This window comes from Streptomyces sp. NPDC091416, assembly GCF_044756845.1.
In the GTDB taxonomy this organism is placed as follows: Bacteria; Actinomycetota; Actinomycetes; order Streptomycetales; family Streptomycetaceae; genus Streptomyces.
The window spans coordinates 1-25,749 of the sequence record NZ_JBIVTU010000009.1 but is presented as its reverse complement, the minus strand read 5'-3'; the positions used below and the strand labels follow the sequence as shown (position 1 = coordinate 25,749).

The 25,749-nt window shown below is 72.5% G+C and carries 21 protein-coding genes; 4 read left to right on the top strand and 17 right to left on the bottom strand.

Annotation, left to right across the window (positions count from 1 at the left end; genetic code table 11):
- Nucleotides 1-83: 83 nt before the first annotated feature.
- From ACIQMX_RS25630 to ACIQMX_RS25605, 6 genes are all read right to left on the bottom strand, one after another.
- A complete protein-coding gene (locus tag ACIQMX_RS25630) occupies nt 84-686 on the bottom strand; it encodes a hypothetical protein (RefSeq protein WP_363078211.1) in 603 nt (200 codons plus the stop codon).
- On the bottom strand, nt 683-1,801 hold the full coding sequence (locus tag ACIQMX_RS25625) for a ParA family protein (RefSeq protein WP_323177982.1): 1,119 nt from the start codon (nt 1,799-1,801) through the stop codon (nt 683-685). The genes ACIQMX_RS25630 and ACIQMX_RS25625 overlap by 4 nt, the downstream gene beginning before the upstream one ends.
- A 368-nt stretch (nt 1,802-2,169) precedes the next feature.
- A complete protein-coding gene (gene ald / locus ACIQMX_RS25620) occupies nt 2,170-3,285 on the bottom strand; it encodes an alanine dehydrogenase (RefSeq protein WP_402481915.1) in 1,116 nt (371 codons plus the stop codon).
- Between the two features lie 143 nt (nt 3,286-3,428).
- Nucleotides 3,429-5,492 (bottom strand): tetratricopeptide repeat protein, encoded by a 2,064-nt coding sequence (locus tag ACIQMX_RS25615; protein ID WP_402481457.1) that lies wholly within the window; start codon nt 5,490-5,492, stop codon nt 3,429-3,431.
- Nucleotides 5,493-5,739: 247 nt separating this feature from the next.
- Complete coding sequence (locus ACIQMX_RS25610; protein ID WP_363078170.1) at nt 5,740-6,366, bottom strand: NUDIX hydrolase; 627 nt, start codon at nt 6,364-6,366, stop codon at nt 5,740-5,742.
- 89 nt (nt 6,367-6,455) lie between these two features.
- Nucleotides 6,456-8,117 (bottom strand): CTP synthase, encoded by a 1,662-nt coding sequence (locus ACIQMX_RS25605; RefSeq protein WP_148016028.1) that lies wholly within the window; start codon nt 8,115-8,117, stop codon nt 6,456-6,458.
- A 405-nt stretch (nt 8,118-8,522) separates the two neighbouring features.
- Here ACIQMX_RS25605 and ACIQMX_RS25600 point away from each other — a divergent pair, with 405 nt between their 5' ends.
- Nucleotides 8,523-10,325 (top strand): glycoside hydrolase family 15 protein, encoded by a 1,803-nt coding sequence (locus tag ACIQMX_RS25600; RefSeq protein WP_402481912.1) that lies wholly within the window; start codon nt 8,523-8,525, stop codon nt 10,323-10,325.
- A gap of 49 nt (nt 10,326-10,374) precedes the next feature.
- Here ACIQMX_RS25600 and ACIQMX_RS25595 read toward each other — a convergent pair whose 3' ends face one another.
- Complete coding sequence (locus ACIQMX_RS25595; RefSeq protein ID WP_402481454.1) at nt 10,375-11,247, bottom strand: sulfurtransferase; 873 nt, start codon at nt 11,245-11,247, stop codon at nt 10,375-10,377.
- A gap of 232 nt (nt 11,248-11,479) precedes the next feature.
- On the opposite strand from ACIQMX_RS25595, the gene ACIQMX_RS25590 reads away from it, so the two are divergent.
- Nucleotides 11,480-13,105, top strand: a complete 1,626-nt coding sequence (locus tag ACIQMX_RS25590) for a PucR family transcriptional regulator (RefSeq protein WP_402481451.1) — start codon at nt 11,480-11,482, stop codon at nt 13,103-13,105.
- A 9-nt stretch (nt 13,106-13,114) separates the two neighbouring features.
- On the opposite strand, the gene ACIQMX_RS25585 is transcribed toward ACIQMX_RS25590, so the two are convergent.
- The 5 genes from ACIQMX_RS25585 to ACIQMX_RS25565 all read right to left on the bottom strand — a co-directional run bounded on the left by ACIQMX_RS25585 (nt 13,115) and on the right by ACIQMX_RS25565 (nt 18,618).
- Complete coding sequence (locus ACIQMX_RS25585; RefSeq protein WP_402481448.1) at nt 13,115-14,212, bottom strand: glycosyltransferase family 4 protein; 1,098 nt, start codon at nt 14,210-14,212, stop codon at nt 13,115-13,117.
- Between the two features lie 514 nt (nt 14,213-14,726).
- Nucleotides 14,727-16,472 (bottom strand): DNA repair protein RecN, encoded by a 1,746-nt coding sequence (recN, locus tag ACIQMX_RS25580; protein ID WP_363078162.1) that lies wholly within the window; start codon nt 16,470-16,472, stop codon nt 14,727-14,729.
- Between the two features lie 82 nt (nt 16,473-16,554).
- A complete protein-coding gene (locus ACIQMX_RS25575) occupies nt 16,555-17,457 on the bottom strand; it encodes an NAD kinase (protein WP_363078160.1) in 903 nt (300 codons plus the stop codon).
- A complete protein-coding gene (locus ACIQMX_RS25570; RefSeq protein ID WP_363078158.1) occupies nt 17,454-18,269 on the bottom strand; it encodes a TlyA family RNA methyltransferase in 816 nt (271 codons plus the stop codon). Before ACIQMX_RS25570 ends, ACIQMX_RS25575 begins: the two co-directional genes overlap by 4 nt.
- A 7-nt stretch (nt 18,270-18,276) precedes the next feature.
- Nucleotides 18,277-18,618 carry a hypothetical protein gene (locus tag ACIQMX_RS25565; protein ID WP_363078156.1) on the bottom strand — a complete coding sequence of 114 codons (342 nt, stop codon included), beginning with the start codon at nt 18,616-18,618 and terminating at the stop codon, nt 18,277-18,279.
- 43 nt (nt 18,619-18,661) lie between these two features.
- On the opposite strand from ACIQMX_RS25565, the gene ACIQMX_RS25560 reads away from it, so the two are divergent.
- On the top strand, nt 18,662-19,009 hold the full coding sequence (locus ACIQMX_RS25560; RefSeq protein ID WP_363078154.1) for an SCP2 sterol-binding domain-containing protein: 348 nt from the start codon (nt 18,662-18,664) through the stop codon (nt 19,007-19,009).
- A 95-nt stretch (nt 19,010-19,104) separates the two neighbouring features.
- Here ACIQMX_RS25560 and ACIQMX_RS25555 read toward each other — a convergent pair whose 3' ends face one another.
- The 4 genes from ACIQMX_RS25555 to ACIQMX_RS25540 form a co-directional block, all read right to left on the bottom strand.
- The gene (locus ACIQMX_RS25555; RefSeq protein WP_402481444.1) at nt 19,105-19,932 is read right to left on the bottom strand and encodes an ABC transporter ATP-binding protein; all 828 of its coding nucleotides are present in this window, start codon (nt 19,930-19,932) and stop codon (nt 19,105-19,107) included.
- Between the two features lie 89 nt (nt 19,933-20,021).
- Nucleotides 20,022-21,101, bottom strand: a complete 1,080-nt coding sequence (locus tag ACIQMX_RS25550; protein ID WP_402481443.1) for a FecCD family ABC transporter permease — start codon at nt 21,099-21,101, stop codon at nt 20,022-20,024.
- The gene (locus tag ACIQMX_RS25545) at nt 21,098-22,057 is read right to left on the bottom strand and encodes a FecCD family ABC transporter permease (RefSeq protein WP_402481909.1); all 960 of its coding nucleotides are present in this window, start codon (nt 22,055-22,057) and stop codon (nt 21,098-21,100) included. The genes ACIQMX_RS25550 and ACIQMX_RS25545 overlap by 4 nt, the downstream gene beginning before the upstream one ends.
- Nucleotides 22,058-22,254: 197 nt before the next feature.
- Nucleotides 22,255-23,283: an HAD-IIA family hydrolase gene (locus ACIQMX_RS25540; protein ID WP_402481440.1), complete on the bottom strand. Its 1,029-nt coding sequence runs from the start codon at nt 23,281-23,283 to the stop codon at nt 22,255-22,257.
- A 71-nt stretch (nt 23,284-23,354) separates the two neighbouring features.
- Here ACIQMX_RS25540 and ACIQMX_RS25535 point away from each other — a divergent pair, with 71 nt between their 5' ends.
- The gene (locus tag ACIQMX_RS25535) at nt 23,355-24,632 is read left to right on the top strand and encodes a DUF1015 family protein (RefSeq protein WP_402481438.1); all 1,278 of its coding nucleotides are present in this window, start codon (nt 23,355-23,357) and stop codon (nt 24,630-24,632) included.
- 58 nt (nt 24,633-24,690) lie between these two features.
- On the opposite strand, the gene ACIQMX_RS25530 is transcribed toward ACIQMX_RS25535, so the two are convergent.
- Nucleotides 24,691-25,422, bottom strand: coding sequence for a tetratricopeptide repeat protein (locus ACIQMX_RS25530; protein ID WP_402481906.1), 732 nt, complete (start codon nt 25,420-25,422; stop codon nt 24,691-24,693).
- Nucleotides 25,423-25,749: the final 327 nt, after the last annotated feature.

Genomic DNA, 25,749 nt, shown 5'->3' with positions numbered 1-25,749 from the left:
CGACGGGCGGCGGCCCGTACGGGGACGGGCCGCACCGCTCGGCCGGCGGCCGCCCTGCGGGCAGGCTACCGGCGCCGTGCCGCTCAGCGGCCGCGCAGCCGCCTTACGAGGATGCTCGCGTCGCCCCGTGACTCCAGGTCCGCGAGGACCACGGCGACGGCCTCACGGACGATCCGCCCGCGGTCGACGGCAAGGCCGTGCTCGCCGCGCAGTACGAGCCGCGCGTGTTCGAGGTCCATCAGCTCCTCGGCGGAGACGTAGACCGTGATCTTCTCGTCGTGGCGTTCCCGGCCGCTGGGCCGCCTGTTCGCGCCGCGTCCGCCGCCGCGCCTGCGCTGCTGCTGGACGACGGGGGCGGGCACCGGTTCCTGCGAGGACGGCGGCTGCGGGCGTCGTCCGGCCTGTGCGGCCACCGCGACGCGGTCACTCTCGCCGCCGCGGCTGCGCGAGCCGCCGGCGTTGGCCTCGGCGTCCGCCGCGGAGTGTTCCTCCTGCGAGGAGGGGGCCGCGCCGGCGGAGGCCTCGGAGCCCTCCCCCGCCGCGCCGTCCCCGGAATCCGCCTCGCCGGCCGGAGCCGGCACCCGGGTCTCACCGTTCGCCTTGCGCCGCCGCTCCGCGGGGGACGAGGACTGCAGCCCCATCCCCCCGGTGGTACGGAACAGTTCGTCGGCCCCGGGCAGACTCACTCGGCGTGACACCGGGCGAGCACCTCCCTGGCGAGCTGGCGATAGGCGGCGGCACCGACCGAGTTGGAGGCGTACGTGGTGATGGGCTCGCCGGCGACCGTGGTCTCCGGGAAGCGGACCGTGCGACCGATGACCGTGTGGTACACGTGATCGTCGAAGGCCTCGACGACGCGCGCGAGGACCTCGCGGCTGTGCACCGTACGGGAGTCGTACATGGTGGCGAGGATGCCGTCGAGCTCCAGCTCCGGGTTGAGCCGCTCCTGGACCTTCTCGATGGTCTCGGTGAGCAGCGCCACACCACGCAGCGCGAAGAACTCGCACTCGAGCGGCACTATGACCTTGTGCGCGGCGGTCAGCGCGTTCACGGTGAGCAGGCCGAGCGAGGGCTGACAGTCGATCACGATGTAGTCGTAGTCGGCCATCAGCGGCTTCAGGGCACGCTGCAGCGTGGACTCGCGGGCGACCTCGCTGACCAGCTGGACCTCTGCGGCCGACAGGTCGATGTTGCTCGGCAGCAGGTCCATGTTGGGCACGGCGGTCTTCAGGAGGACCTCGTCGGCCGCCATGCCCCGCTCCATGAGCAGGTTGTAGACGGTGAGATCGAGCTCCATCGGGTTGACGCCGAGGCCGACCGACAGGGCTCCCTGCGGGTCGAAGTCGACGAGCAGGACGCGCCGGCCGTACTCCGCGAGCGCCGCTCCCAGGTTGATGGTCGACGTGGTCTTGCCGACGCCGCCCTTCTGGTTGCACATCGCGATGATCTTCGCGGGGCCGTGGTCGGTGAGCGGGCCCGGGATCGGGAAGTAGGGCAGGGGCCGGCCGGTCGGGCCGATCCGCTCGCGGCGCTGCCGGGCGGCGTCGGGCGCGAGCGTGGCCGCGTACTCCGGATCGGGCTCGTACTCGGCGTCTGGGTCGTAGAAGTGCCCCTGGGGCGCTTCGTCGAAGTCGGCGAAGTGGGCGGTATCCCGGCCACTCTCGTTGCCGGCCATGGCGTTCACGTGTAGGCCGTCCATCATCTGGGGGGCTGTCGTCATGTGCTGGTGGGTGGCGAAGGTGCGGACAGCGACGGAGCCGACAGCCTCCAGCCCGTTCGGGCTCTGGCCCCGCGCCGGCATCCCTGGATGAACACCCCCGGGAGTAAATGTCGACTCATTCACAAGTCGTCTTACCTCCTTGGACGTGACCAGGAAACTTATCGATAGGTCAGCGTGGCACCATGCCGACGATTGGCGACTCTATGGCGTGTCACCGGTCCGCAGCAACACAATCCGCCGGACCCGGCCCGATGTGTCGGCAATCGAACACCCCGCTGTCAAGGGCGCGCAGCCCCCCGGGCACACTTTTCGCGGGTGCACGAATCGGTTAAAGGGTTACGTTCGAGACGAGTTGCTCGCAGGCCCGGAGGGGCCCGACACGCGTCCGGCCGGACCTTGCTCGGCAAGGTCCGGCCGGACGCGTGAGGTTGACGAAGGGTGTTGACCCGTCAGCCGAGAAGCGTGCTCAGTTCGACGTGGCCGAGGCCGTGCGCCTCGGCCACCTCGCGGTAAACAACCTGCCCGTCATGGGTGTTGAGACCCTTGGCGAGCGCGGCGTCCCGGCGCAGCGCCTCGGCCCAGCCACGGTTCGCGAGCTCCACGATGTAGGGAAGCGTCGCGTTGGTGAGGGCGTACGTCGAGGTGTTCGGGACGGCGCCCGGCATGTTCGCGACGCAGTAGAACACCGAGTCGTGAACCATGAAGGTCGGCTCGGCGTGCGTCGTCGGGTGCGAGTCCTCGAAGCAGCCACCCTGATCAATTGCAATGTCGACAAGTACACTTCCGGGCTTCATCTTGGCGACGAGCTCGTTGGTGACCAGCTTCGGGGCCTTCGCTCCGGGGATGAGCACGGCTCCGACGACGAGGTCGGCCTCGATGACGGCCTTCTCCAGCTCGAAGGCGTTGGAGACGACGGTCTGCACCTTGGTGCCGAAGATCTTGTCGGCCTCGCGGAGCTTGTTGATGTCCCTGTCGAGCAGCGTGACGTGGAAGCCGAGGCCCACGGCGATCTGCGTGGCGTTCCAGCCGGAGACGCCGCCGCCGATGACGACGGCCTTGCCGGCCGCGGTACCCGGGACGCCGCCGGGCAGCACGCCGCGCCCGCCGACCGACCGCATCAGGTGGTACGCACCGACCTGCGGGGCCAGCCGGCCCGCGACCTCGGACATCGGGGCGAGCAGCGGCAGCGCACGGTTCGCGGTCTCGACGGTCTCGTAGGCGATGGCGGTGGTGCCGGACTCCAGGAGCGCGTCCGTGCAGGCGCGGGAGGCGGCGAGGTGCAGGTACGTGAAGAGGGTCTGGTCCTTGCGGAGACGGTGGTACTCCTCGGCGACCGGCTCCTTGACCTTCAGCAGCAGGTCCGCGGTGGCCCAGACCTCGTCGGCGGTGGGCAGGATCTGCGCCCCGGCGGCCGCGTACTCCTCGTCCGTGATGGAGGAACCTGCCCCGGCGTTCTCCTCGACGACGACCTGGTGGCCGTGGCGGACGAGCTCGTGCACACCGGCAGGCGTGATCGCCACGCGGAACTCGTTGTTCTTGACTTCGCGGGGGATGCCGACCTTCACGTCGATCACGGTCCTTGACTCAGAGGGTTATCCGGGCATGGCTACGCAGACCCGGACATACGCAGTGTAAATGGAGACACCGCGAACACCCGCGGCAGAGCCAGTCTAATGAAGGGCTTCTCGCTGTCTAGCCTTACAAAGCATTAATTTTCTGTCGCCGCACTACGGATTTCGTAGGCCGCACTCTCCTCGCCCAGCAATCTCTCGGCCGCACCCCTGTGCAGCCCCGCAGCTGCGGGGTCTCCCAGGCGGTCGAGGGTGTCCGCCAGCCGCAGCTCCAGCGCGGCCTGCAGCCGCAGGTCCTTGGCCCGGCGCGCCCACTCCACGGCCTCCCGGCAGGTCTGCAGGGACTCCTGCGGACGGCCCGCGTACTCCTGGACCCGGGCGACCTCGCTGAGTGCCCGTGCGTGGGCGGGCAGATCGCCGAGCCTGCGGTAGCCGGCCGCCGCCGCGCGCCAGTTCCGCAGCGCCTCGCCGTAGCGCCCCGCGTAGGTGTGGACGGTGCCCAGCCGCCCGTACAGCCTCGCCTCGTCGGCACGCTCGCCCTGGGTGAGGCGCTGGGCCAGCGCCCGGCCGTACCAGTCGGAGGCCCGGTGGAAGTCGCCCAGCTCCGCATAGGCGCCGCCCACGGACTCCATGGCTCGGCCGGTGGCGTACGGATCCTTCGCGGCCCGTCCGGCGTCCAGCGCCGCCCGGTAGCGGGCCAGTGCCTCCCGGGTCCGGCCCGTGCCGGCGTCCAGATCGGCGAGGTTGAGGAGGGCGGCCGCCCGTTCCCGGGGCAGATCGCGCCGCTCCGCGACGGCCAGCACCAGACCGTGCAGCCCGTAGAGCTCGGGCGCGGCCGCCTCGGTGCCTTCGTGCACGGCCAGCGCCCTGACCAGTGCGGCCACCAACCGCCTTGCCAGAGTGTCGAGTTCGCCGTCCTCGACGGCGATCCGGGCGGAGGCGACCAGTGCGGGCCTGCGGATCCGCAGCCAGGCGGCCGCTGCCTCGGGGCCGGGGAACCGCAGGGAACGCGGCAGCCCGGCGAGCTTGCGCCGGGACGGGGAGCCCTCCGGTTCGGTGACCGCACGGCAGGACTGGAGCAGGCGCACGGTGCGCTCCAGCATCCGTGCCTGCGCGAGCTGGATCTCGGCCGGGCGGTCCCGGTCCTCCAGCAGCGCCCGCAGCAGCGCCGCGAGGCAGCCCGGCACCTCGTACTGCGGCTGCTCACCGCCGTCGCTGCGCAGCAGTCCCAGGCGCACGAAGTCGTCGAGGGTGGTCCGGGCGGCCGAGACGGAGCAGCCGGCGAGCGCCGAGGCGGTGTGGGCGTCGGCGAGTCCGGCCGGGGCGAGGGAGAGCAGCCGCAGTATCCGGGCCGCGGTCGGCGGCAGGGAGTCGTGGACCAGCCGGAAGGCACGGGCCAGTGGGCGGGCGCCGGCGGGCTGCTCGGCGTCGTCCGGCAGCTCCCGCAGCTGTTTGGTGACATCGGCGACCGAGGCCGTCGGCCGGGCGGCCAGCCAGCCCCCGATCATGACGAGTGCGGCGGGCTGTCCGCCGCACTCCTCCGCCAGCGTCTCGGCCGTGAGCGGGTCGACGGTGATCCTGACCTGCCCGATCGCATCGGCGAGCAGTTCGACGGCGGAGCCCGCGTCCAGACCGCCGAGGGTGCAGGGCCGGACGCCGGGAATGCCGGTCAGCGGGCCCTGCGCGGTGGCGATGACGAGACAGTCCGGGTTGTCCGGCAGCAGCGGGTCGACCTGTTCGGCGTCGGGGGCGTCGTCGAGCAGGAGCAGGACACGGCGCACGGCGAGCGCCTCGCGGACCATCTCGGAGAGTTCGTCCGCGTCCGCGCCGGGCGGCCCGGCCACCCCCAGCCCGCGCAGGAGTTCGCGGGCGGCGCGTTCGGTGGGGACGGCGCCGCCGCCGGGCTCGGTGAGCCGGACGCGGACCATCCCGTCGGGGTAGTCGCCCGCGGCGAGCAGCCTGCGGGCGAGCTCGTCCGCCAGTGCGGTGCGGCCGGATCCGGGGCGGCCCGCGATCAGCAGGACCCGGACACGGCCGCTCTTGCGACCGGCCATGGTGTCCAGTCCGGCCCGTTCGATATCGGCCCGCAGTTCCTTCAACTCGCGCTCGCGGCCGAAGAATCGGGGTGGTTCGACGACGGCCGGCTCCTCGGTCCCCGCTGCCTCGGCCGGGCCGCTGGTGTCCACCGCCTGATCCGTCACGGGCCACGCTCCACTTCGCTGCACGCGTCGCCCGCCGGGACTCCGGTCAGGGCGTTCCGAGCGTAGTTCAGGCCGGTGGGCGAATCGGGTGGAGCGCGGCGGGGAGGTCCCCCGATCGGATCAGCATCTTTTCCGATCGGAGGACGCGAAGAGATATCGGGGAGCACGCCGAGCGCCGCCCGCACGCGCCCAACGGGCCGCCAGGCCTCAGGCCGTCAGGCCCTCAAGCCCTCAGGCCGCCAGGCCCTCAGGCCTCGAACGGCCGGGCGGGCCACGGGGCCTCCGCGGGCCGCAGCGAGTCGGGACCGTCGCCCGCGAGCACTGCCGTGAGCGCGAGCACCCCGACCACGAGGCAGTTGTTGTGCAGGTCCCCGGCGAGGACACCCCGCACCAGATCCTGGAGCGGTACCCGGGCCAGCTCCATGTCGGCCTCCTCCTCGGAGACGTCGAAGCGCTCCCCGTCCGCCTCGGAGATGTTGCGGGCGAGGAAGATGCGTACGGCTTCGTCGCAGCCGCCGGGCGTCGTGTAGACGTCGGTCAGCACCCGCCAGTCCTCGGCCTTGACGTACGCCTCCTCGTAGAGCTCACGCTGAGCGGCGTGCAGCGGGTTCTCGCCGGGGACGTCGAGGAGCCCGGCCGGAATCTCCCACAGCTTGTGGCGCACCGGGTGCCGGTACTGGCGCAGCACGAGGACGCGGTCCTCGTCGTCGAGCGCGAGCACGGCGACCGAGCCGGGGTGGACCTGGTAGTCGCGGCGCGCGATCGTGCCGTCGGGCATCTCGACGTCGTCGGTGCGGACGCTGGTCTTTTTGCCGCGGAACGGGGTCTCGGTCGCGGTGACCGGCCATTCCTCGGGCGTGTCCTGGAAACCCATCTACGTCCTCCCACAAAAAACAGTGACCGGGGTACGCGTCCTCGTAAGGATGCGTACCCCGGTCAACCGTAACGCCTGCGGGGATGCCGCTACTTAACCGGCTTGGCGCCCGTCTTGCGTGCGACGGCCGCCTTCACCAGGCCCGCGAAGAGCGGGTGCGGGCGGGTCGGGCGGGAGCGCAGCTCCGGGTGCGCCTGCGTGGCGACCAGGTAGGGGTGGACCTCGCGCGGGTACTCGACGTACTCGACGAGCTTGTTGTCCGGGGAGGTGCCGGAGAAGACCAGACCGGCCTTCTTCTCCAGCTCGGCGCGGTAGGAGTTGTTGACCTCGTAGCGGTGACGGTGGCGCTCGTCCACGTACGGCTGGTCGTCGTAGGCCTCACGGACCAGCGAGCCCTCGGCGAGCTTCGCCGGGTACAGGCCAAGGCGCATGGTGCCGCCCAGGTCGCCCGCGCCCTCGACGTACGCCAGCTGCTCCTCCATCGTCGAGATGACGGGGTGGGCGGTGGCGGCGTCGAACTCGGTGGAGTTGGCGTCGGGGATCTCGGCGAGGTTGCGCGCCGCCTCGATCACGATGCACTGGAGGCCCAGGCAGAGGCCGAGGAGCGGCACCTTGTTCTCGCGGGCGTACTGGATCGCGCCGACCTTGCCGATGACACCGCGCTCGCCGAAGCCGCCGGGGATGCAGACGGCGTCGACGTCGCCGAGCTGCTTCTTGGCGCCGGCCGGGGTCTTGCAGTCGTCGGAGGCGACCCACTTGACCTTGACACGGGCCTTGTTGGCGAAGCCGCCGGCCCGGATGGCCTCGGTGACCGAGAGGTAGGCGTCGGGCAGGTCGATGTACTTGCCGACCAGGGCGACGGTGACCTCGTGGTCGGGGTTGTGGACGCGGTCCAGCAGATCGCCCCAGGTGGTCCAGTCGACGTCCCGGAACGGCAGGTCGAGCTTGCGCACGACGTAGGCGTCCAGACCCTCGGAGTGCAGCACCTTCGGGATGTCGTAGATCGACTTGGCGTCCGGGCAGGCCACCACGGCGGCCTCGTCGACGTCGCACATCAGCGAGATCTTGCGCTTGATGGCGGTCGGCACGTCACGGTCGGCGCGGAGCACGATGGCGTCCGGCTGGATACCGATGTTGCGCAGGGCGGCGACGGAGTGCTGGGTGGGCTTGGTCTTGAGCTCGCCGGACGGGCCGATGTAGGGCAGCAGCGAGATGTGCACGACGAAGACGTTGTCCCGGCCGACCTCGTGGCGGACCTGGCGGACGGTCTCCAGGAACGGCAGCGACTCGATGTCGCCGACCGTGCCGCCGACCTCGGTGATGACGACGTCGACGTCGTCGGTGGCCATGCGGCGGATGCGGTGCTTGATCTCGTTGGTGATGTGCGGGATGACCTGCACGGTGTCACCGAGGTACTCGCCGCGCCGTTCCTTGGCGATGACCGTCGAGTAGACCTGGCCGGTGGTGACGTTGGCGGAACCGTCGAGGTCCACGTCCAGGAAGCGCTCGTAGTGGCCGATGTCCAGGTCGGTCTCGGCTCCGTCGTTGGTGACGAAGACCTCGCCGTGCTGGAACGGGTTCATCGTGCCCGGGTCGACGTTCAGGTACGGGTCGAGCTTCTGCATGGTGACCCGGAGGCCGCGCGCCTTGAGCAGGGCACCGAGGCTGGAGGCAGTCAGACCCTTGCCGAGGGAAGAGGCGACACCCCCGGTGACGAAGATGTGCTTGGTCGTCGTGGATGTGGGCTGCATAGCCAAAGGGGGCTCCCGTGGTCGCGATCGTGAGGTGCGTACCGGCGTTCCCGTCCGGAGAATCCGGAGGTGCCGTCGCTGCGGTTCGGGGGCCTCGTCTGCTCTCGCTGACGACCACCGTCCACGGGCTACCAGGGTAACAGCGACGAGGGGAGCCTGCTTCCGGCCACTCCCGGCACACCCGGGTCACGGGATCCCCGCACGTCTCTCACACCCCACCCGTTCGGCTCATGTCTGTTGTCAAGAGCGTCGCGCGGATCACCCGGGTGCGTCGTATCCTGCTCGGACACTCGCTCCGGGCGAGGTACGAGCTCGCAGGTTTCCCCACATCAACCCCTTGCAACGACCTCTTGACCCGTAGTAAGCGCCCCACGGGGCGACATGGCCGTTCGACTGGAGATGCACGTGGCCGGGCGCATCGAGGATTACGCACTCATCGGAGACATGCAGACCGCCGCCCTGGTCTGCCGGGACGGCACGGCCGACTGGCTGTGCCTGCCCCGCTTCGATTCACACGCCGTCTTCGCGGGACTGCTGGGTACCGAGGAGCACGGCTTCTGGCGCCTGGGACCGGCCCGCGCGGAGGGCACGGAACCGCCGTCGGCGGACCGTCGCCGCTATCGCGGGGACTCGTTGATCCTGGAATCGGAATGGGACACGCCGCGCGGCACGGTCAGAGTGACCGACTTCATGCCGCCGCGCGACGGCGCGCCCCAGCTGATCCGGATCGTGGAGGGAATCAGCGGCCGGGTGCCGATGCGCTCGGAACTGCGGATGCGGTTCAGCTACGGGCGTGTCACCCCATGGGTGCACAAGGTGGACGGCCGTACGGTCGCCGTCGCGGGCCCCGACTCGGTCTGGTACGACACCCCTGCGGAGACGTACGGCGAGAACCTGACGACGTACTCCGACTTCACCGTCGCCCCGGGTGACCGGATCGCGTTCACCATCAGCTGGCAGCCCTCGCACCGCGAGCCGCCCGCGCTCCCTGACCCGGAGGGCTCCCTGGAGGCCACCGCGGACTTCTGGCGCGAGTGGGTGGACCAGTGCACGTACCACGGCCCCTACCGCGAGGCCGTGGTCCGCTCGCTGATCACCCTGAAGGCCCTGACGTACGCGCCGACCGGCGGCATCGTCGCCGCGCCGACCACCTCGCTGCCGGAGGACATCGGCGGTTCCCGCAACTGGGACTACCGCTACACCTGGCTGCGCGACGCCGCGATCACCCTCTCCTCGCTGCTGCGCACCGGCTACCGCGAAGAGGCCCGGGCCTGGCGCGAGTGGCTGCTGCGGGCGGTCGCGGGCGACCCCGAGAACCTGCAGATCATGTACGGGATCGCGGGCGAGCGTGAGCTGGGCGAGGCCGAGCTGGAGTGGCTGCCCGGGTACGAGAACTCCGGGCCGGTCCGCGTCGGCAACGGCGCCGCGGGACAGCTCCAGCTGGACGTGTACGGCGAGGTCACCGAGGCCCTGCACCTCGCGCACATGACGGGGCTGACCCGTAACGACTACGCGACCGGTCTCCAGCTCAAGCTGATCGAGTACCTGGAGAAGCACTGGGACGAACCGGACGAGGGCATCTGGGAGGTGCGCGGTCCGCGCCGGCACTTCGTGCACTCCAAGGTGATGGCCTGGGTCGCGGTCGACCGGACCATCAAGCTGATCGAGTCCGGCGACACGGACGGGCCGCTGGAGAAGTGGCGCGAGCTGCGCGACGACATCCACCGGGACGTCTGCGAACGGGGCTACGACAAGGAGCGCAACACCTTCACCCAGTCCTACGGGTCGACGGAGCTGGACGCCTCCCTGTTGCTGATCCCGCAGATGGGGTTCCTGCCGCCCGACGACAAGCGGGTCATCGGCACCATCGAGGCGATCCAGCGCGAGCTGTCCACCGAGGACGGCTTCGTGCTCCGCTACCCCACCTCGGGCGAGAACGCGGGCGTGGACGGCCTGGAGGGCGACGAGGGCGCGTTCCTGGCGTGTTCGTTCTGGCTGGCGGACGACCTGGCGATGATCGGCCGGGTCGACGAGGCCCGCCAGCTCTTCGAGCGGCTGCTGTCCCTGCGCAACGACCTGGGCCTGCTGGCCGAGGAGTGGGACGCGCGGCTCCAGCGCCAGGTGGGCAACTTCCCGCAGGCGTTCAGCCACGTGCCGCTGATCGACACGGCGCTGCGGCTGACGGCGAGCGGGGCGTACGTGGGCTGACGCACCGGTACTGCGGTGGGCCGGACGGCTCACCGCAGTACCGGTGCCGTCAGCCCGGCTCCGCCTCCCGGCCCGTCACGACCGGGCGGCCCTCCGAGGGCAGCCCCCACTCGCTCCATGAGCCGTCGTACACCGCGAGGTCGCGGTATCCGGCCAGCGCGGCACCCAGCGTCAGTACGCAGGCGGTGACGCCCGATCCGCAGCTGAAGAACAGCCGCTCCCGGTCCTGCGCCCGGGCGGCGAACGCGGCGCGCAGTTCCGCCGCCGGACGCATCCGGCCCTCGTGCTGGACATCGGTGAAGGGCAGGCTGACCGCCCCCGGCATATGGCCGCCGCGCAGGCCCGCACGCGGCTCGGGGGCCGTACCGCGAAAGCGTTCCCGGGACCTGGCGTCGAAGACGGCGCTCGTCGGATCCGAGAGGGCCGCCGCCACCTCGTCCGCGCCCACGAACAGCCCCGGCCGCGGGACTGCCGTGAAGTCACCGCGCTCCGGGAGCGCCGTGGGCGCGCCGCTCTCCGTCGGCAGACCGGCGGCCACCCAGCCGGGCAGTCCCCCGTCGAGCACGGCCACCCGGTCGAGGCCCATCGCCCGGAGCATCCACCAGGCCCGGGCGCTGGAGTAGATCCCCGCCGCGTCGTAGACCACGGCCGTGTCGCCGTCGTGGAGGCCCAGGGCGCGCAGCTCCTCGGTGAACCGCCCGGCGGCGGGCATCGTGTGGGGCAGCGGCCCCGTGTGGTCGGAGAGCGGGCCGTCGAGGTCGAACGGGATCGCCCCCACGATCCGCTCCGCGGACCCCCGGTGCGCGCCCACGGAGGCGTCGAGCACCAGCAGTCCCGGGGTCCCCAGACGCCGGGCGAGCCAGTCGGCCCCGACGAGGGGTCCGGGCAGGGAATCGTCGTGCGGCGGCGCATCGGCGCCCATGGTTCCTCCCACGCGTCCGGGAACGGCATCCTGCTCCGGGAAAGGCATCCCGTCCGGAAACGGCATCCCGTCCGGGTACAGGATTTTCAAGATCGCAGCGGGCCCGGGGCCTGTCAACGGCGCAGCGCCCCGACGAAGGCCCGCGCGCCCCGGGCCGGTACCTTCCTGACCAGGGCGACCGCACCGGCGCGACCGCCCGGTCCGAACGACGTGAAGCGCGAGGCAGGAGCCAGTGGAGACCCGAGGCGGCATCACCGTGCAGCGTGCCCTTGAGTTGCCGGGGCTGCGCAGCGGACTCCCCGAAGTGGTGACCGGCGCCGAGCGGCTGGGCCGCACCGTGCGCTGGGTGCACGCGGGCGAGGTCCCCAACATCGCGTCGCTGCTCAAGGGCGGCGAGCTGCTCCTCACCACCGGTCTGGGGCTCGGCACCCGCCCCGCCGAGCAGCGCGCGTTCGTCCGCCGGCTCGCGGACCGCGGCATCGCCGCCCTCGTGGTGGAGCTCGGTCCCCGCTTCAGCAGGCTGCCGTCGTCGATCGTGGACGCCGCCCGCGCGGCCGGGCTGCCGCTGGTCCAGCTGCACCGCGAGGTGCCGTTCGTGACGGTGACGGAGGAGATCCACACCGAGATCGTCAACGGTCACTACGCGCTCCTCCAGCAGGCCGAGGAGGTCCACCGGCGCTGCACCCGGGCGCTGCTCGGTGGCGGCGGGGTACCCCAGGTGCTCGGCATCCTGGCGGATTTCACGGCCAACCCGGTCTTCCTGGAGACGGCGGACGGCCAGCTGCTGTACGCCGCCGGCACCGAGTCGGGCCCCGTCTGCGCCGATCCGCTCCAGGTCTGGGACGGGATGCGGGGCGACCGTGCGGCCCGTGAGTCGCCGCCCGTCGGCGCGGTGCTGGTGGATGTGCCGGGCGGTGGTCCGGGGACCGGTTCGGTGCGGGCCAGGCTGGTCCTGCTGGCCGTGGACGGGCCGTTGACGCCGGTGCACCGGATGGCTGCGGAACGGGCTGCGGGCATCCTCGCGGTGGTGCTGATGCAGGCCCGCCAGGAGGAGGAGCTCGCGGCGCGCGGCCGGGGCGACTTCCTGACCGATCTCGCGGAGGGCCGGATCACCCCCGAGGACGCGCCGGCGCAGGCCCGCGTACTGGGCTTCAAGCCGGGCGAGATGCCGCTGCTGCCCGTGGTGATGCGGCTGGCCCCGGAGCTCTCGCCCTCCGGCAACTGGGCGCTGCTGGCCCGCGCGGTGCTGGAGGAGCTGTCCTCGGTCGGGGTGCCGGTACTGCTCGGGGTGCGGCCGGTGGAGGGCCGGGTGCCGCTGCTGCTGGGACTGCGCACGGAGACGGAGCGTACGGCGGTGGCCGACCGGGTCGCCGCGGCGCTGCGGGCCGGGGTGGAGCGGGCCGGACTGGAGCGGGCGGGTTCCCGTCCGCCCGTCGTGGTGGTCGGGGTGGCGGGCGGCTGGGCGGTGGCCGGGGCAGGGCTGAGGCACGCGGCGGAGACGGCCACGGCGGCGCAGGGGCTCGGCGACCGGCCCTGGCACGACGCCCGGCGGCTCGACATCGATCTGCTGCTGTGGCGGCTGCGGGACCATCCGGACCTCGCGGCGTTCGTCGAGCGGGCGATCGGTCCGCTGCGCGATCACGACCGCACCTCGCGCCCGCCGTTGCTGCCGACGCTGGAGACGTATCTGGCCCATGCGGGCCGCAAGGCGGAGACGGCGCGTGAGCTGCATCTGAACCGTCAGACGCTGTACAACCGGCTGGCCCGCATCGGTGAGCTGCTCGGCACCGATCTCGACGACCCGCAGGCCGTCCTGGCGCTGAGCCTGGCCCTGCGCGCCCGCCGCCACGCGACGTGACCGGCGCCCTCAGCGGGTCCGGGCCGCCGCCAGCGGCTGGACCAGCTCGTCGTACACACTGAGCACGTGGGCGATCGTGTCGTCCTCGGTCGGCCAACTCGCCGCCTGCCGCAGGCCTGCGGCCGCCAGTCGGTCCCGTTCCGCCGGATCGCCGAGCAGGCGGGCCACGGCGCGGGCGAGCGCCTCCGCGTTCGCGTAGGGCACGAGTTCCGCCGCGCCGCCCACGAGTTCGGGCACGCCGCCGACAGCGGTGGCGACCAGCGGCACCCCGATCCGCAAGGCCTCCTGGGCCAGCAGCGACCGCGCCTCCCAGCGGCTGGCCATCACGACCAGGTCGGCGGCGGCCAGGAGTTCGGGAATGTCGGTGCGGCTGCCGATCAGCGAGACGGGAAGGTCCTCCGCCTTGATCCGGCGCCGCAGCGCGGCCCTCTCCCGTCCCTCGCCCGCGACCACCAGCAGGGGTACGGGGTCGAGCCGCCGCCACATCCGTGCCGCGTCGAGCAGCGTCCCGTACCCGTGATGCGGTACGAGGCTGCCCACCGACATGATCAAGGGCCGCTCCACCGCCCCGAGTTCGGCGCGCACCTTCCCGTCGGGCACGGGCGGGGGAAGGCGCGGCGCGGGTACGGCGACGGGCGCGAGGCGGGCATCGCGCGCCCCCCGGCGCCGGGCCCGGTCGACCAGGTCCGACGACGCGCCGAGCACCACCGACGCCGCGCGGGCGGCTCTCCGCTCCAGCAGGTGGACCAGCCGGCGACGGGCCCCCTCGGCGTGGGTGCGGGTGTGCCAGGTGACGACGAGCGGTACCTGACGGCCGCCGAGCGCCAGGGCGGCCCGCAGGGCGGCGTGCGGTCCGTGCGCGTGCACGACGTCCGCGCCCGCGCAGGCGGCGCGCAGCGCGGCGACCGCGACGGGGTCATTGCGCCGGGGCACGGGCGTGAACCGGGCGCCCGTGGCGGAGAATTCGTAGGACCGGTCCAGTCCGGCCGGGGCGCAGACGGTGACCTGCACGCCTCGCGCGACCAGTCCGGCGGCCAGCGAACCGACATGGGCGCTGCTGCCCGCACTGCCGCCGCCCAGCACTTGGACCGTACGCAGCTGTGACACGTTGAATGGCTCCCGGGGCTCCCGATGCGGGCGTGACGGCCTCACCCGCGGCCGTATGTTCACCGCCAAGGATGCCAGTCCGTACGCGCGTTCCGGCACGACCGGACCGGTACGCCGGTGCGCACCGCGACAAACCGGGCGCGGCGCACCACCCGCACGGGTGAAATCCGCGAGGAACCGGAAGGGCCGGGACGCCGGGGATCCCACCCCCGCGAAGCCCTGCCCGTCGAGCCCGCACCGCCGCGGCGCGAAGCCCCGTCCATCGCCCCGAACCGCGACGCGGAGCCCTGCCCTTCGGGCCTTACCGCGACGCAAAGCCCCGTCCGCCGGCGCGAACCGCAACGCGGAGCCCCCGTCCGCCGGCCCGAACCGCGACGCACAGCCCTTGCCCGTCGCCCCGAACCGCGACGCCGGGCCCCGCCCTTCGGGCCTTACCGCGACGCAAAGCCCCCGTCCGCCGGCCCGAACCGCGACGCGGGGCCCCGCCCTTCGGGCCTTACCCCGGCGCGGGCCCCTATCCGTCGGCCCGCGCCGTGGCCAGCAGTTCCTCCGCGTGTGCCCGGGCCGTCTCGGAGTCCTCCTGGCCCGCGAGCATCCGGGACAGCTCCCGTACCCGGTCCTCGCCCTCCAGGACCGTGACGCCGCTCCTGGTCACCGAGCCGTCCACCGTCTTCTCGACCAGCAGCTGCCGGTCGGCGAACGCGGCGACCTGGGGCAGGTGGGTGACGACCACGACCTGAGCCGACCTGGCGAGCTTCGCGAGCCGCCGGCCGACCTCGACGGCCGCCTTGCCGCCGACGCCCGCGTCGACCTCGTCGAAGAGATAGGTGGGTACGGGGTCGGAGCCGGCGAAGACCACCTCGACGGCGAGCATCACCCGGGACAGCTCACCGCCCGACGCGCCCTTGGCGATCGGGCGGGGCTGGGCGCCGGGATGCGGGGCCAGCAGGAGTTCGACCTCGTCGGCGCCGGACGGCCCGTAGGCCACGTTGCGTCCGCCGATCTCGATGCCGGACGCCTCGTCCGCCGCCTCGGTCTGCCGGATCTCGAAGGAGACGCGGGCGTGCGGCATGGCGAGGGAGGCGAGTTCCGCGGTCACCGCCTCGGCGAAGAGCGCGGCAGCCTCCGTACGGGCGTCGGTCAACGCCTGGCCGAGCACCGAGAGTTCGGCGCGCAGCGCGTCCCGCTCGGCGGTCAGCTCGCCGATCCGGTCGTCGTCGCCCTCCAGCTCGGTCAGCCGGGCCACCCCGTCCTCGGCCCAGGCCAGCACGGCGGCGATGTCCGCACCGTATTTGCGGGTGAGACCGGTGAGCGCGGCCCGGCGCTCCTCGACCGCGGCGAGCCGCAGCGGATCGGAGTCCAGCTGATCGGCGTACCCGGACAGTTCGCCCGCGACATCGGCGAGCAGGATGGAGATCTCACCGACCCGGTCGGCGAGCGCGGCGAGCGCGGGATCGTGGGAGCGCACCCCGTCCAGGGCCTGCCGGGCGGCGGCGACGACGGTCGTCGCGTCGACGGCCTCCTGGTCCTCGGGGTTGCCCGCCAGCGCGGTGTGCGCAAGTGCGGCGGCGGAGGCGAGCGCGTCGGCGTGACCCAGGCGCTGCGCCTCGGCGGCGAGCTCCGTGTCCTCTCCGGGCAGCGGTTCGACGGCGGCGATCTCGTTCAGACCGAACCGCAGCAGATCGGCTTCCTGGGCCCGCTCACGGGCGCGCGTGGTCAGCTCGTCGAGCTCACCCGCGACCTCGCGCAGACGCCGGTAGGCCGCCGCGTACGTGGTGTGGGGCACGGCGACGCCGTCGCCCGCGTACCGGTCCAGGGCCTGCCGCTGCCGGGCCGGCTTGAGCAGCCCCTGCTGGTCGGTCTGGCCGTGCACGGCGACGAGTTCGTCGGCGAGTTCGGCCAGCACTCCCACCGGCACGGATCTGCCGCCGAGATGAGCCCGGGAGCGCCCTTCCGCGGAAACGGTACGGCTGATGAGCAGCGCACCGTCCTCGATCTCGGCCCCGGCCTCCTCGGCCCGCAGCGCCACGGCGTCACCCTCGGCCACCGTGATCCGGCCCTCGACGACGGCGGCCTTGGCGCCGATCCGCACCAGGGCGGGATCGGCGCGTCCGCCGAGCAGCAGCCCCAGACTGGTGACGACCATGGTCTTGCCCGCGCCGGTCTCACCGGTCACCGCGGTGAAACCGGGTGACAGCTCCACCACCGCGTCGTCGATGACTCCGAGCGACCGTATCCGCATCTCCTCCAACACGCACATGACCATACGAGGTTTCCCGGCCCGCGTGCACACGGGTCGCGGCCGGGGCGCCGGATCCACCGGTACGGAACCCGCCCGGAGGTCAGTGCGGTGCGCCCCGCCACCCCGACACCGGCAGCGCGAACTTGGCCACCAGCCGGTCCGTGAACGACGCCTGGTGCAGCCGTGCGAGCCGTACGGGCACGGCACCGCGCCGGACCTCGACGCGGGCGCCCGCGGGCAGCTCCACGGTCCTGCGCCCGTCGCACCACAGGACCCCGTGCGGGGTGTGCGGCTGGACCTCGACGGCGAGCACCGAGGTCGGCGAGGTCACCAGCGGCTTGGCGAACAGCGCGTGGGCGCTGATCGGGACCATCAGGAGCGCCTCGACCTCGGGCCAGACGACGGGCCCGCCGGCCGAGAAGGCGTACGCGGTCGAGCCGGTCGGCGTCGCGCACACGATGCCGTCGCAGCCGAACCCGGTCACCGGCCGGCCGTCGATCTCCAGCACGACCTCCAGCATCCGCTCGGGCGACACCTTCTGCACGGCCGCCTCGTTGAGGGCCCAGTCGGTGTGGACGACGTCGCCGTTGCTGTGCACGAGGACGTCGATCGTCATGCGCTCCTCGACGGTGTACGCGCGGGTGACGACCCGGTCGACGACCTTGTCGAGGTCGTCGCGCTCGGCCTCGGCGAGGAAGCCGACCCGGCCGAGGTTGACGCCCAGCATCGGGACGCCCGAGGCGCGCGAGAGCTCCGCGCCCCGCAGCAGCGTCCCGTCGCCGCCCAGCACGATCAGCAGCTCACAGCCGTTGACCGCCTCAGGCGTGTCGGTGACGGTTTCCACGGATTGCGGGAGCGGCAGGTCGGCCGCCTCCGTCGTCAGGACCCGCACACCCAGGCCGCTGCGGAGCAGCCCCTGGACGACGAGTTCGGCACTGCGGATCGCGGCCGGCCGGCCGGTGTGCGCCAGGAGAAATACTGTTCGTGCCGCATTCGTCGTCAACGAGGCCCCTCCGCCACTGCACGGTCGACATCCGCGGGATCCAGTTCAGGTGCTCCGGCCCGCAGCCACAGAAAGTACTCGACGTTCCCCGACGGTCCGGGCAACGGGCTGGCCGTCACGCCCCGGACCCCCAGTCCCAGCGCCCACGCCCGGCGGGCCACCTCCCTTACCGCCTCGGCCCGCAGCTCGGGGCTGCGCACCACTCCGCCGCTGCCGAGGCGTTCCTTGCCGACCTCGAACTGCGGCTTGACCATGAGGACCAGGTCCGCGTCGGGGGCGGCGCAGCGTGCCAGGGCGGGCAGCACGAGACCGAGCGGGATGAACGACAGATCGCCCACCACCAGGTCCACCGCCTCGCCGTCGATCGCGTCGAGGGTCAGTTCCCGCACGTTGGTACGGTCCTTGACGATGACGCGTTCATCGGACTGGAGCGACCAGGCGAGCTGCCCGTAGCCGACGTCCACGGCGAGGACGCGGGACGCTCCGGCGCGCAGCAGCACATCGGTGAACCCACCCGTCGAGGCCCCGGCGTCCAGTGCCCGCCGCCCCTCCACGTTCAGCCCGAGGGGCACGAAGGCGGCGAGGGCGCCCGCCAGCTTGTGGCCGCCGCGCGAGACGTACTCGGGGTCGCTGTCGTCCTTGGTGACGACGAGGGCGGCGCTCGTCTCGACCTGGGTGGCCGGTTTGGTCGCGGTGTTGCCGCCGACGGTCACCCGTCCTGCGGCGATCAACTGGCTGGCATGCTCGCGTGAGCGGGCGAGCTTTCGGCGTACCAGCTCGGCGTCGAGGCGGCGACGGGCCACTCCTGCCACGTTCGGTTCAGCTCCTGTTGTCGGACGAGTTGTCGTACGGGGGCATCCGTGCGGGTGCCGGTGCGGGTGCGGGCCTGGCGTCGAGTGCGGTCAGCTCCTCGCGCAGGCCACGGTGTACATCCTCGTACACCTCGATGTGTCCGTCCGCCGGGAGGTGGTCCGCATCGGCCAGACGCTCCAGGTGCGCGTCCACGCCGGCGTGAGCCGTGGGCGTGCGTACGACACCGAGGGGTGCCGGGCCGGCGGGCTCGTGCGGCACCGCGGGGGGCGGCTCCTGCGGCACGTCCTGCGGGATCTCCCCGGGCGCGGTTCCGGCGGCCGTGTCCGGCCCCGGCATCGAGTCGCTCATGCGGGAAACGCTACCGCGTGGGGCTGCGGTACCGTCGGTCACGATGGCGACCATGGCGGAGTGCCGCAGCGCACTCGACAGACTTTCCGACAACCTCGCGGGGGCCGACGGCGACGTGCGCGGCGCGGCGGCGCTGAACCGTTCGCTCAGCTGCCACATCAAGGACCTCGGCATGACGTTCACCGGACGTCTTGCCGACGGCCGGATCCAGGTGCTGGACACGGTCGAGGGACCGCCCCGGGAGAAGGCGGAGATCCGGCTCGCGATGACCGGGGACGATCTGGTGGCGATGGTGGACGGTGAGCTGAACTTCGCCAAGGCGTGGAGCTCGGGCCGGGTCCGTCTGGAGGCGGGATTCCGCGACCTGCTGAAGCTGAGATCGCTGCTGTAGCCGCCCCGTGGGGCAGGACGGGCCCGTCAGACCAGTCCGCCGCGCGAGCACAGGGCGTGGCCGCGGGCCACCCGTCCCGGCCGCCCGGCCGCGGGTCACGCGCCCCGGGCCGCCGGCATCGCGTCCGCAGCCCGCGCACCGCGCCTGCGGGCAGCGGGGATCACCAGCGGCGTCCCCGTCTCCGGATCCGGGATCACCTGGCACCGCAGCCCGAACACCCGCTCCACGAGATCCGCGGTGACGATGTCCCCGGGCGCGCCCTCAGCGATGATCTCGCCCTCCCGCATGGCGATGAGGTGGGTGGCGTACCGCGCGGCGTGGTTCAGGTCGTGCAGCACCGCCACCAGGGTGCGCCCCTGCGTCTCGTGCAGTTCCGCGCACAGGTCGAGCACGTCGATCTGGTGCTGGATGTCGAGGTACGTCGTCGGCTCGTCGAGCAGCAGCAGCGGCGTCTGCTGCGCCAGCGCCATCGCGATCCAGACCCGCTGCCGCTGACCTCCTGACAATTCGTCGACATAGCGATCACCCAGCGCTCCGATGCCGGTCGACGCCATCGATTCCTCGACAATGCGTTCGTCCTCGGGTGACCACTGCCGCAGCAGCCCCTGGTGCGGGTAGCGTCCCCGGGCGACGAGATCCGCCACGGTGATGCCCTCCGGCGCGATGGAGGACTGGGGCAGCAGTCCCAGCGTCCTGGCGACCTTCTTCGCGGGCAGGCTGTGGATCGTCTCCCCGTCGAGCAGCACCCGCCCGTGGGCCGGCTTGAGCATCCGGGAGAGCGCCCGCAGCAGAGTCGACTTCCCGCAGGCGTTGGGGCCGACGATCACGGTGAACGAGTGGTCGGGGATTTCGACCGAGAGGTTCTCCGCGATGACCCGCTGGTCGTAGCCGAGGGTCACCGAGTCGGCGGTGAGGCGCTGCATGGTCGTACTCCGGAGGTGGGTCGGATCGGTGGGGGAATGGGGTGCGGGCGCGGTGCCGGGCGCCCGCACCGTGCCCCGTGCGCGGGTCCTCATATCCGGCCCGCCCTGCGTTCGGACACCAGGAGCCACAGCAGGTAGCAGCCGCCGAGGACCCCGGTGACGACGCCGACGGGCAGTTGCCGGTCGCCGAAGGCCTCCATCGAGACCCAGTCGGCGACGAGGAGGAGCGCCGCGCCCATGAACGTCGCGGCGACCAGGTTCGGGCCGGTGGAGCGGGTGAGCCGGCGGGCGAGCTGCGGGGCGCTCAGCGAGACGAACGCGATCGGTCCGGCGGCAGCCGTGGCGACGGCGACGAGCAGCACGGCGGAGCCCATCAGGACGAGCCGGGTGCGTTCGACGCGCACGCCGAGCGCGTACGCGGCGTCGTCGCCCATCTCCATCACCCGCAGCGCGGGCCCGTGCCCGAACACCAGCGGGAGCAGTACGGCGCAGACCACGAGCAGGGGCCAGACCTGCGCCCAGTCCCGGCCGTCGAGCGAGCCGGTCATCCAGACGACGGCACGGGTCGCGTCGACCAGGTCGGCCTTGGTGATCAGGTACTGGGTCGCGGCGGTGAGCATGGCGGCGGCGCCGATCCCCACCAGCACGAGCCGGAATCCGTGCACCCCGCGCTTCCACGCCAGCACGTAGACGGCGACGCCCGTCAGCAGACCGCCGGCCACCGCGCCGCCGGCCACCGTGGCCGCGCCGCCCTGGAAGAGGACGATCACGGTCAGCGCGCCCACGGTGGCACCCTGGCCGAAGCCCAGGACGTCGGGGCTGCCGAGCGGGTTGCGCGAGATGGTCTGGAACACGGCGCCGCCGGCACCGAGCGCCGCTCCGACGAGGAGTCCGACCAGCACCCGCGGCAGACGCAGGTCCGTGACGATGAACTCCTGCTGGAAGGTGCCGTGTCCGAACAATGTGGTGACGACCTCGCCCGGCGTCATCGAGAAGTCGCCGCTGCCGATGAGGACGACGGCGGTCCCCGCCGCCAGGGCGGCGAGCAGCACGATGACGAGCGAGGCCCGGACGTTCATCCGGAACGAGTACCCGCCGGCCGTCCGCACGGCCCGCACCGACCGCGCCGCCCCCTTCGTTCCCGCCGTCTCCTCCTGGGTGGCCTTCACAGCTGGGACATCCTCTTGCGTCGTACGAGGTGGATGAAGACGGGCCCGCCGAGCAGCGCCGTGACGATCCCGACCTGCAGTTCGGACGGACGGGCGACGACCCGGCCGACGACGTCGGCGCCGAGCAGGAGCACCGGGGAGAGCACGGCCGCGTACGGCAGGATCCAGCGCATGTCGGGGCCGGTGATCGTACGCACCAGGTGCGGGATCATCAGCCCGATGAAGACGATGGGCCCGCACGCGGCCGTCGCGGCACCGCACAGCAGGGTGACGGAGATCATCGCGAGGACCCGGGTCCTGGTCAGACGGGCGCCGAGGGACCGCGCGGTGTCGTCGCCCATCTCCAGGGCGTTGAGCGGCCGCGCGATGAGCAGGGCGAGCAGCACGCCGGCTGCGATGAACGGCCACACCTTGCCGACGGTCTCCGTGTTCGCGGAGGCCAGCGAGCCGACGGTCCAGAACCGCAGCCGGTCCAGCGCCGCCGAGTCCAGCAGCTGTACGGCGTTGACGTAGCCGTACAGCGCGGCGGTGACGGCCGTCCCGGCCAGCGCGAGCCGTACGGGGTTGGCGGACCGGCTGCCGCCGAGGAGGTACACGGCGACCGAGACGATCGCGGCTCCGGCGAAGGCGAACCACACGTACCCCGTCAGCGAGGTGACGCCGAAGAAGCTGATGGCGGAGACGACCGCCGCCGACGCGCCCGCGTTGACACCGAGCAGCCCGGGCTCGGCCAGCGGGTTGCGGGTCAGCGCCTGCATCACGGCCCCGGCGAGCCCGAGGGCGGCGCCGACGATCAGCCCGAGCACGGTCCGGGGGATCCGTACCTTCCGTACGAGGACGTCGTCGCCGCTCCCCGCGTAGTGGAACAGGCCGTGCCAGACATCGGCGAGCGGCAGCGCCTTGGCACCGATCGCGATACTCGCGAGGCAGACCAGGACGAGGGCGGCCACCGCCACCAGGAGCCCTGCGGCACGTACCGCATGGCGCCTCGGGGGCGCGGCGCTCGCCGGCGCGGCTATCGGGCCGGGGCTCGGGTTCGGAGGACTCTCAACCAACACGCGGTTAGGTTAGCCTAGCCAACTATGAGCTCGGTCCTCCAGGGGCGGCCGGCCGTCGGACGTACGAGCTGACCGGGCCGCCCCCTCGCCTGGGCCTACAGCCCGAGCCGGGCCAGCGCCTTACCCGCGTCCAGGCCGCACGAGCCGTCCCCGGCGTGCGACCACGCGGCCCCGCACAGCGCCCGCAGACCGTCGAGCGTGTCCCCGTCGCCCTCCAGCACCAGCGCTTCGCCGTGCACGGAGGCCGTCCAGCCGCCGCAGCCATGCGTCCCGCCCTCAGCCGTCACCTCGGGCTGCCCCGTCAGCAGTCCGCGCAGATCGGCGTCCACGTAGGTCGGCCGGTGCTCCGGCCGCGCGGCCAGCAACTGCGCGGCGTCCGCAACCCCGGTGAGCACCAGCAGGGAGTCCACTTCCCCGTTGAACGCCCCCTCGATGTCCGTGTCCAGCCGGTCCCCGACCACCAGCGGCCGCTCGGCCCCGGTCCGCAGCACCGTCTCGCGGTGCATCGGCGGCAGCGGCTTCCCCGCGACCTGCGGCTCGGCCCCGGTCGCGATCCGTACGACCTCCACGGCCGCCCCGTTGCCCGGCGCGATGCCCCGGGCGCTCGGGATCGTCAGATCCGTGTTGGACGCGAACCACGGCAGCCCGCGGTTGACCGCGTACGCGGCCTCGGCGAACCGGCCCCACGCCATGTCGGGCCCGCCGTATCCCTGCACCACCGCGACCGGGTCGTCGTCCGCCGACTCGACCGGCTCCAGGCCCCGTTCACGCAGCGCCACGTGCAGCCCCTCGCCCCCGATCACGAGCACCCGCGCCCCGGCCGGCAGCTGATCGGCGACCAGCCGGGCCACGGCCTGCGCCGACGTGATCACATCGGCGGACTCGGCGGGCACCCCCAGCTCGGTCAGATGCTCCGCCACCGCTTCCGGGGTCCGCAGCGCGTTGTTGGTGACGTACGCCAGATGCATCCCGCCGTCGCGCGCGGTACCGAGAGCATCGACGGCATGGCCGATCGCCTGCCCGCCCGCGTACACCACACCATCCAGATCGAGCAGCGCGGTGTCGTACGCCTCGCTCAGCGCGGTCCTGCTCCCGCTCGGCCTGGTCCTGCTCGCCCGACTCATATTCCGCGCTCCTCATCGCCTGCGTATCCCCCGATCATCGCGCATGCCCGACCCGCGCATACGATGCGGAAATGAACACACGAGGCCCAGCGGACCAGGGACTGCGTCTGATTCCGTTCCGTGGACTGCGCTACGTCCCCGAACAGGTCGGCAGTCTCGCCGCGGTGACCTCGCCCCCGTACGACGTGGTCGTACGCCCTGACGGGCTGCACCATCTGGAATCGGCGGATCCGCACAACATCGTGCGGCTGATCCTGCCCCAGGCCGACACCGCGGCCGCCCGGCACGAACAGGCCGCCGCGACCCTGAACCGCTGGCTCGCCGAGGGGGTCCTGGCCCCCGACCCCGAACCCGCGCTGTACGTGTACGAGCAAAGCGACGGCGACATCCTCCAGCGCGGCGTCATCGGCGCCCTGGCCCTGTCGGACCCCGCCGACGGCATCGTGCTTCCGCACGAGGACGTGATGGCCCATGTCGTCGAGGACCGCGCCGATCTGATGCGTACGACCGCGGCGCATCTCGAACCGCTGCTGCTGACCTACCGCGGCGACGGCGACGCCACGGGTACGACCGCCGTCGTCGAGCGGACCGTCCACCGGACCCCGCTGCTCGCCACCACCACCGAGGACGGCTACAGCCACCGGCTGTGGGCGGTCACCGACCCCGCCGAACGCGCGGAGATCGAAACGGATCTGGCCGGCCGCCAGGCCCTCATCGCCGACGGCCATCACCGCTGGGCGACCTATCTGCGGCTCCAGCGGGAGCACACGGACCCGGGCCCCTGGGACTTCGGCCTGGTCCTCCTGGTCGACACCGTCCGCCATCCGCTCCGGGTCCGTTCCATCCACCGGGTGCTGCACGGCCTGCCCGTCGCCGACGCGCTCGCTTCGCTGGACGGTCCGTTCCGTGTCCGCGCCGTCGCGGGCCCGCTCGCCCACGCCCTGGACGTACTGGCCGACGCGGCCGCCGAGGGCAACGCCTTCCTGCTCGCCGGCGACGGCGGCTTCCATCTGGCCGACCGCCCGGACGAGGCGCTGCTGGCCCGTACCGTCCCCGCCGACCGGCCGGCCGACTGGCGCACCCTCGACGCGACGGTGCTGCACTCCGTCCTGCTCGACCACATCTGGCGGATCCCCGACGACCCGGCACACATCGCCTACATCCACGACACGGCGGCAGCGGTCGAACAGGCCGAGCGCCACGGCTCCACGGCGGTGCTGATGCATCCGGTGCGCGAAGAGGTGGTGCGGGACCTGGCCCGACAGGGCGTCACCATGCCGCGCAAGTCGACCTCCTTCGGCCCCAAGCCGGCCACGGGCCTGGTCCTGCGCAGCCTGGCTCTCGGCTGAGACCTCCCGAACGCAGAAGAGGGCGGCACCCCGTGGGGTGCCGCCCTCTCCTCATGCGTTACGCCTTGACGGGACCGTCGTCCTCGTCCGTGTCGTCGTCCTCGTCGATGTCGTCGTCCGCATCGGTCTCGGCCGATGCCTCGGCGCCGGCGGGGGCGGCCTCGTCGTCGTCGCCGAGGGCGTCGACGAACTCGACACCGTCCAGCTCGGCAAGGCGGTCCGACGCGTCCGTGGAGCCGTCCTTGTCGGCCTCCAGGGCCTTCCCGAACCACTCACGCGCTTCGTCCTCGCGCCCTGCCGCCAGCAGCGCGTCCGCGTACGCGTAGCGCAGGCGGGGCGTCCACGGGTGCACGGCGCTGGAGGCGAGTTCGGGGCTCTGCAGCGTCACGATGGCAGCATCGATCTGCCCCATGTCCCTGCGGGCGCCGGCAGCAACCAGACGCATCTCGACCTGACCGGCCTTGTCCAGCTTCTGCACCTCGGGCTCACCGGCCATGGCCATCGCCCGCTCGGGCCGGCCGAGTCCGCGCTCGCAGTCGGCCATGACGGGCCACAGCTCCACGGAACCGGTCATCCGCCGGGACGCCCGGAACTCCGCCAGGGCCTCGGCGTACTTCTGGGTGGCGTAGGCGGCGAAGCCCGCAGCCTCCCGCACGGCCGCCACACGCGAGGCGAGCCGCAGGGCGATGCGCGAGTACGCGTACGCCTGCTCGGGGTCCTCGTCGAGGAGCCGGGCCACCATGACGAGGTTCCTGGCGACATCCTCGGCCAGGGTCTTGGGCAGGCTCATCAGCTCCTGCCGGACGTCCTTGTCGATCTCGTGGCCGGTGACCTCGTCGGGGATCGGAAGGCGCTTGATGGGCTCACGGTCACGGTCGTCCCGCCGCTCGTACCCACCACGGTCGTCGCGCCCGCGGTAGCCGCCCCGGTCACGGTCATCCCGCTGCCCACGGAAGCCGCCGCCGGAGGAACCACCACGGCTGTCATCACGACGGAAACCGCCGCCGGAGGAACCACCACGACTGTCATCACGACGGAAGCCACCGCCGGAGGAACCGCCACGGCTGTCGTCCCGGCGGAAACCGCCACCGCGGTTGTCGTCATCGCGACGCGGCCC

What these genes read in the sequence shown, in the direction of transcription:
- ACIQMX_RS25595 (WP_402481454.1), bottom strand. Translation starts at nt 11,247, where the DNA reads ATGGGCGCCGATGCGCCGCCGCACGACGATTCCCTGCCCGGACCCCTC.
- recN (WP_363078162.1), bottom strand. Translation starts at nt 16,472, where the DNA reads ATGTGCGTGTTGGAGGAGATGCGGATACGGTCGCTCGGAGTCATCGAC.
- ACIQMX_RS25530 (WP_402481906.1), bottom strand. Translation starts at nt 25,422, where the DNA reads ATGAGCCTGCCCAAGACCCTGGCCGAGGATGTCGCCAGGAACCTCGTC.
- ACIQMX_RS25555 (WP_402481444.1), bottom strand. Translation starts at nt 19,932, where the DNA reads ATGCAGCGCCTCACCGCCGACTCGGTGACCCTCGGCTACGACCAGCGG.
- ACIQMX_RS25610 (WP_363078170.1), bottom strand. Translation starts at nt 6,366, where the DNA reads ATGGGTTTCCAGGACACGCCCGAGGAATGGCCGGTCACCGCGACCGAG.
- ACIQMX_RS25565 (WP_363078156.1), bottom strand. Translation starts at nt 18,618, where the DNA reads ATGAGCGACTCGATGCCGGGGCCGGACACGGCCGCCGGAACCGCGCCC.
- ACIQMX_RS25535 (WP_402481438.1), top strand. Translation starts at nt 23,355, where the DNA reads ATGAACACACGAGGCCCAGCGGACCAGGGACTGCGTCTGATTCCGTTC.
- ACIQMX_RS25560 (WP_363078154.1), top strand. Translation starts at nt 18,662, where the DNA reads ATGGCGACCATGGCGGAGTGCCGCAGCGCACTCGACAGACTTTCCGAC.
- ACIQMX_RS25605 (WP_148016028.1), bottom strand. Translation starts at nt 8,117, where the DNA reads ATGCAGCCCACATCCACGACGACCAAGCACATCTTCGTCACCGGGGGT.
- ACIQMX_RS25625 (WP_323177982.1), bottom strand. Translation starts at nt 1,801, where the DNA reads ATGCCGGCGCGGGGCCAGAGCCCGAACGGGCTGGAGGCTGTCGGCTCC.
- ACIQMX_RS25540 (WP_402481440.1), bottom strand. Translation starts at nt 23,283, where the DNA reads ATGAGTCGGGCGAGCAGGACCAGGCCGAGCGGGAGCAGGACCGCGCTG.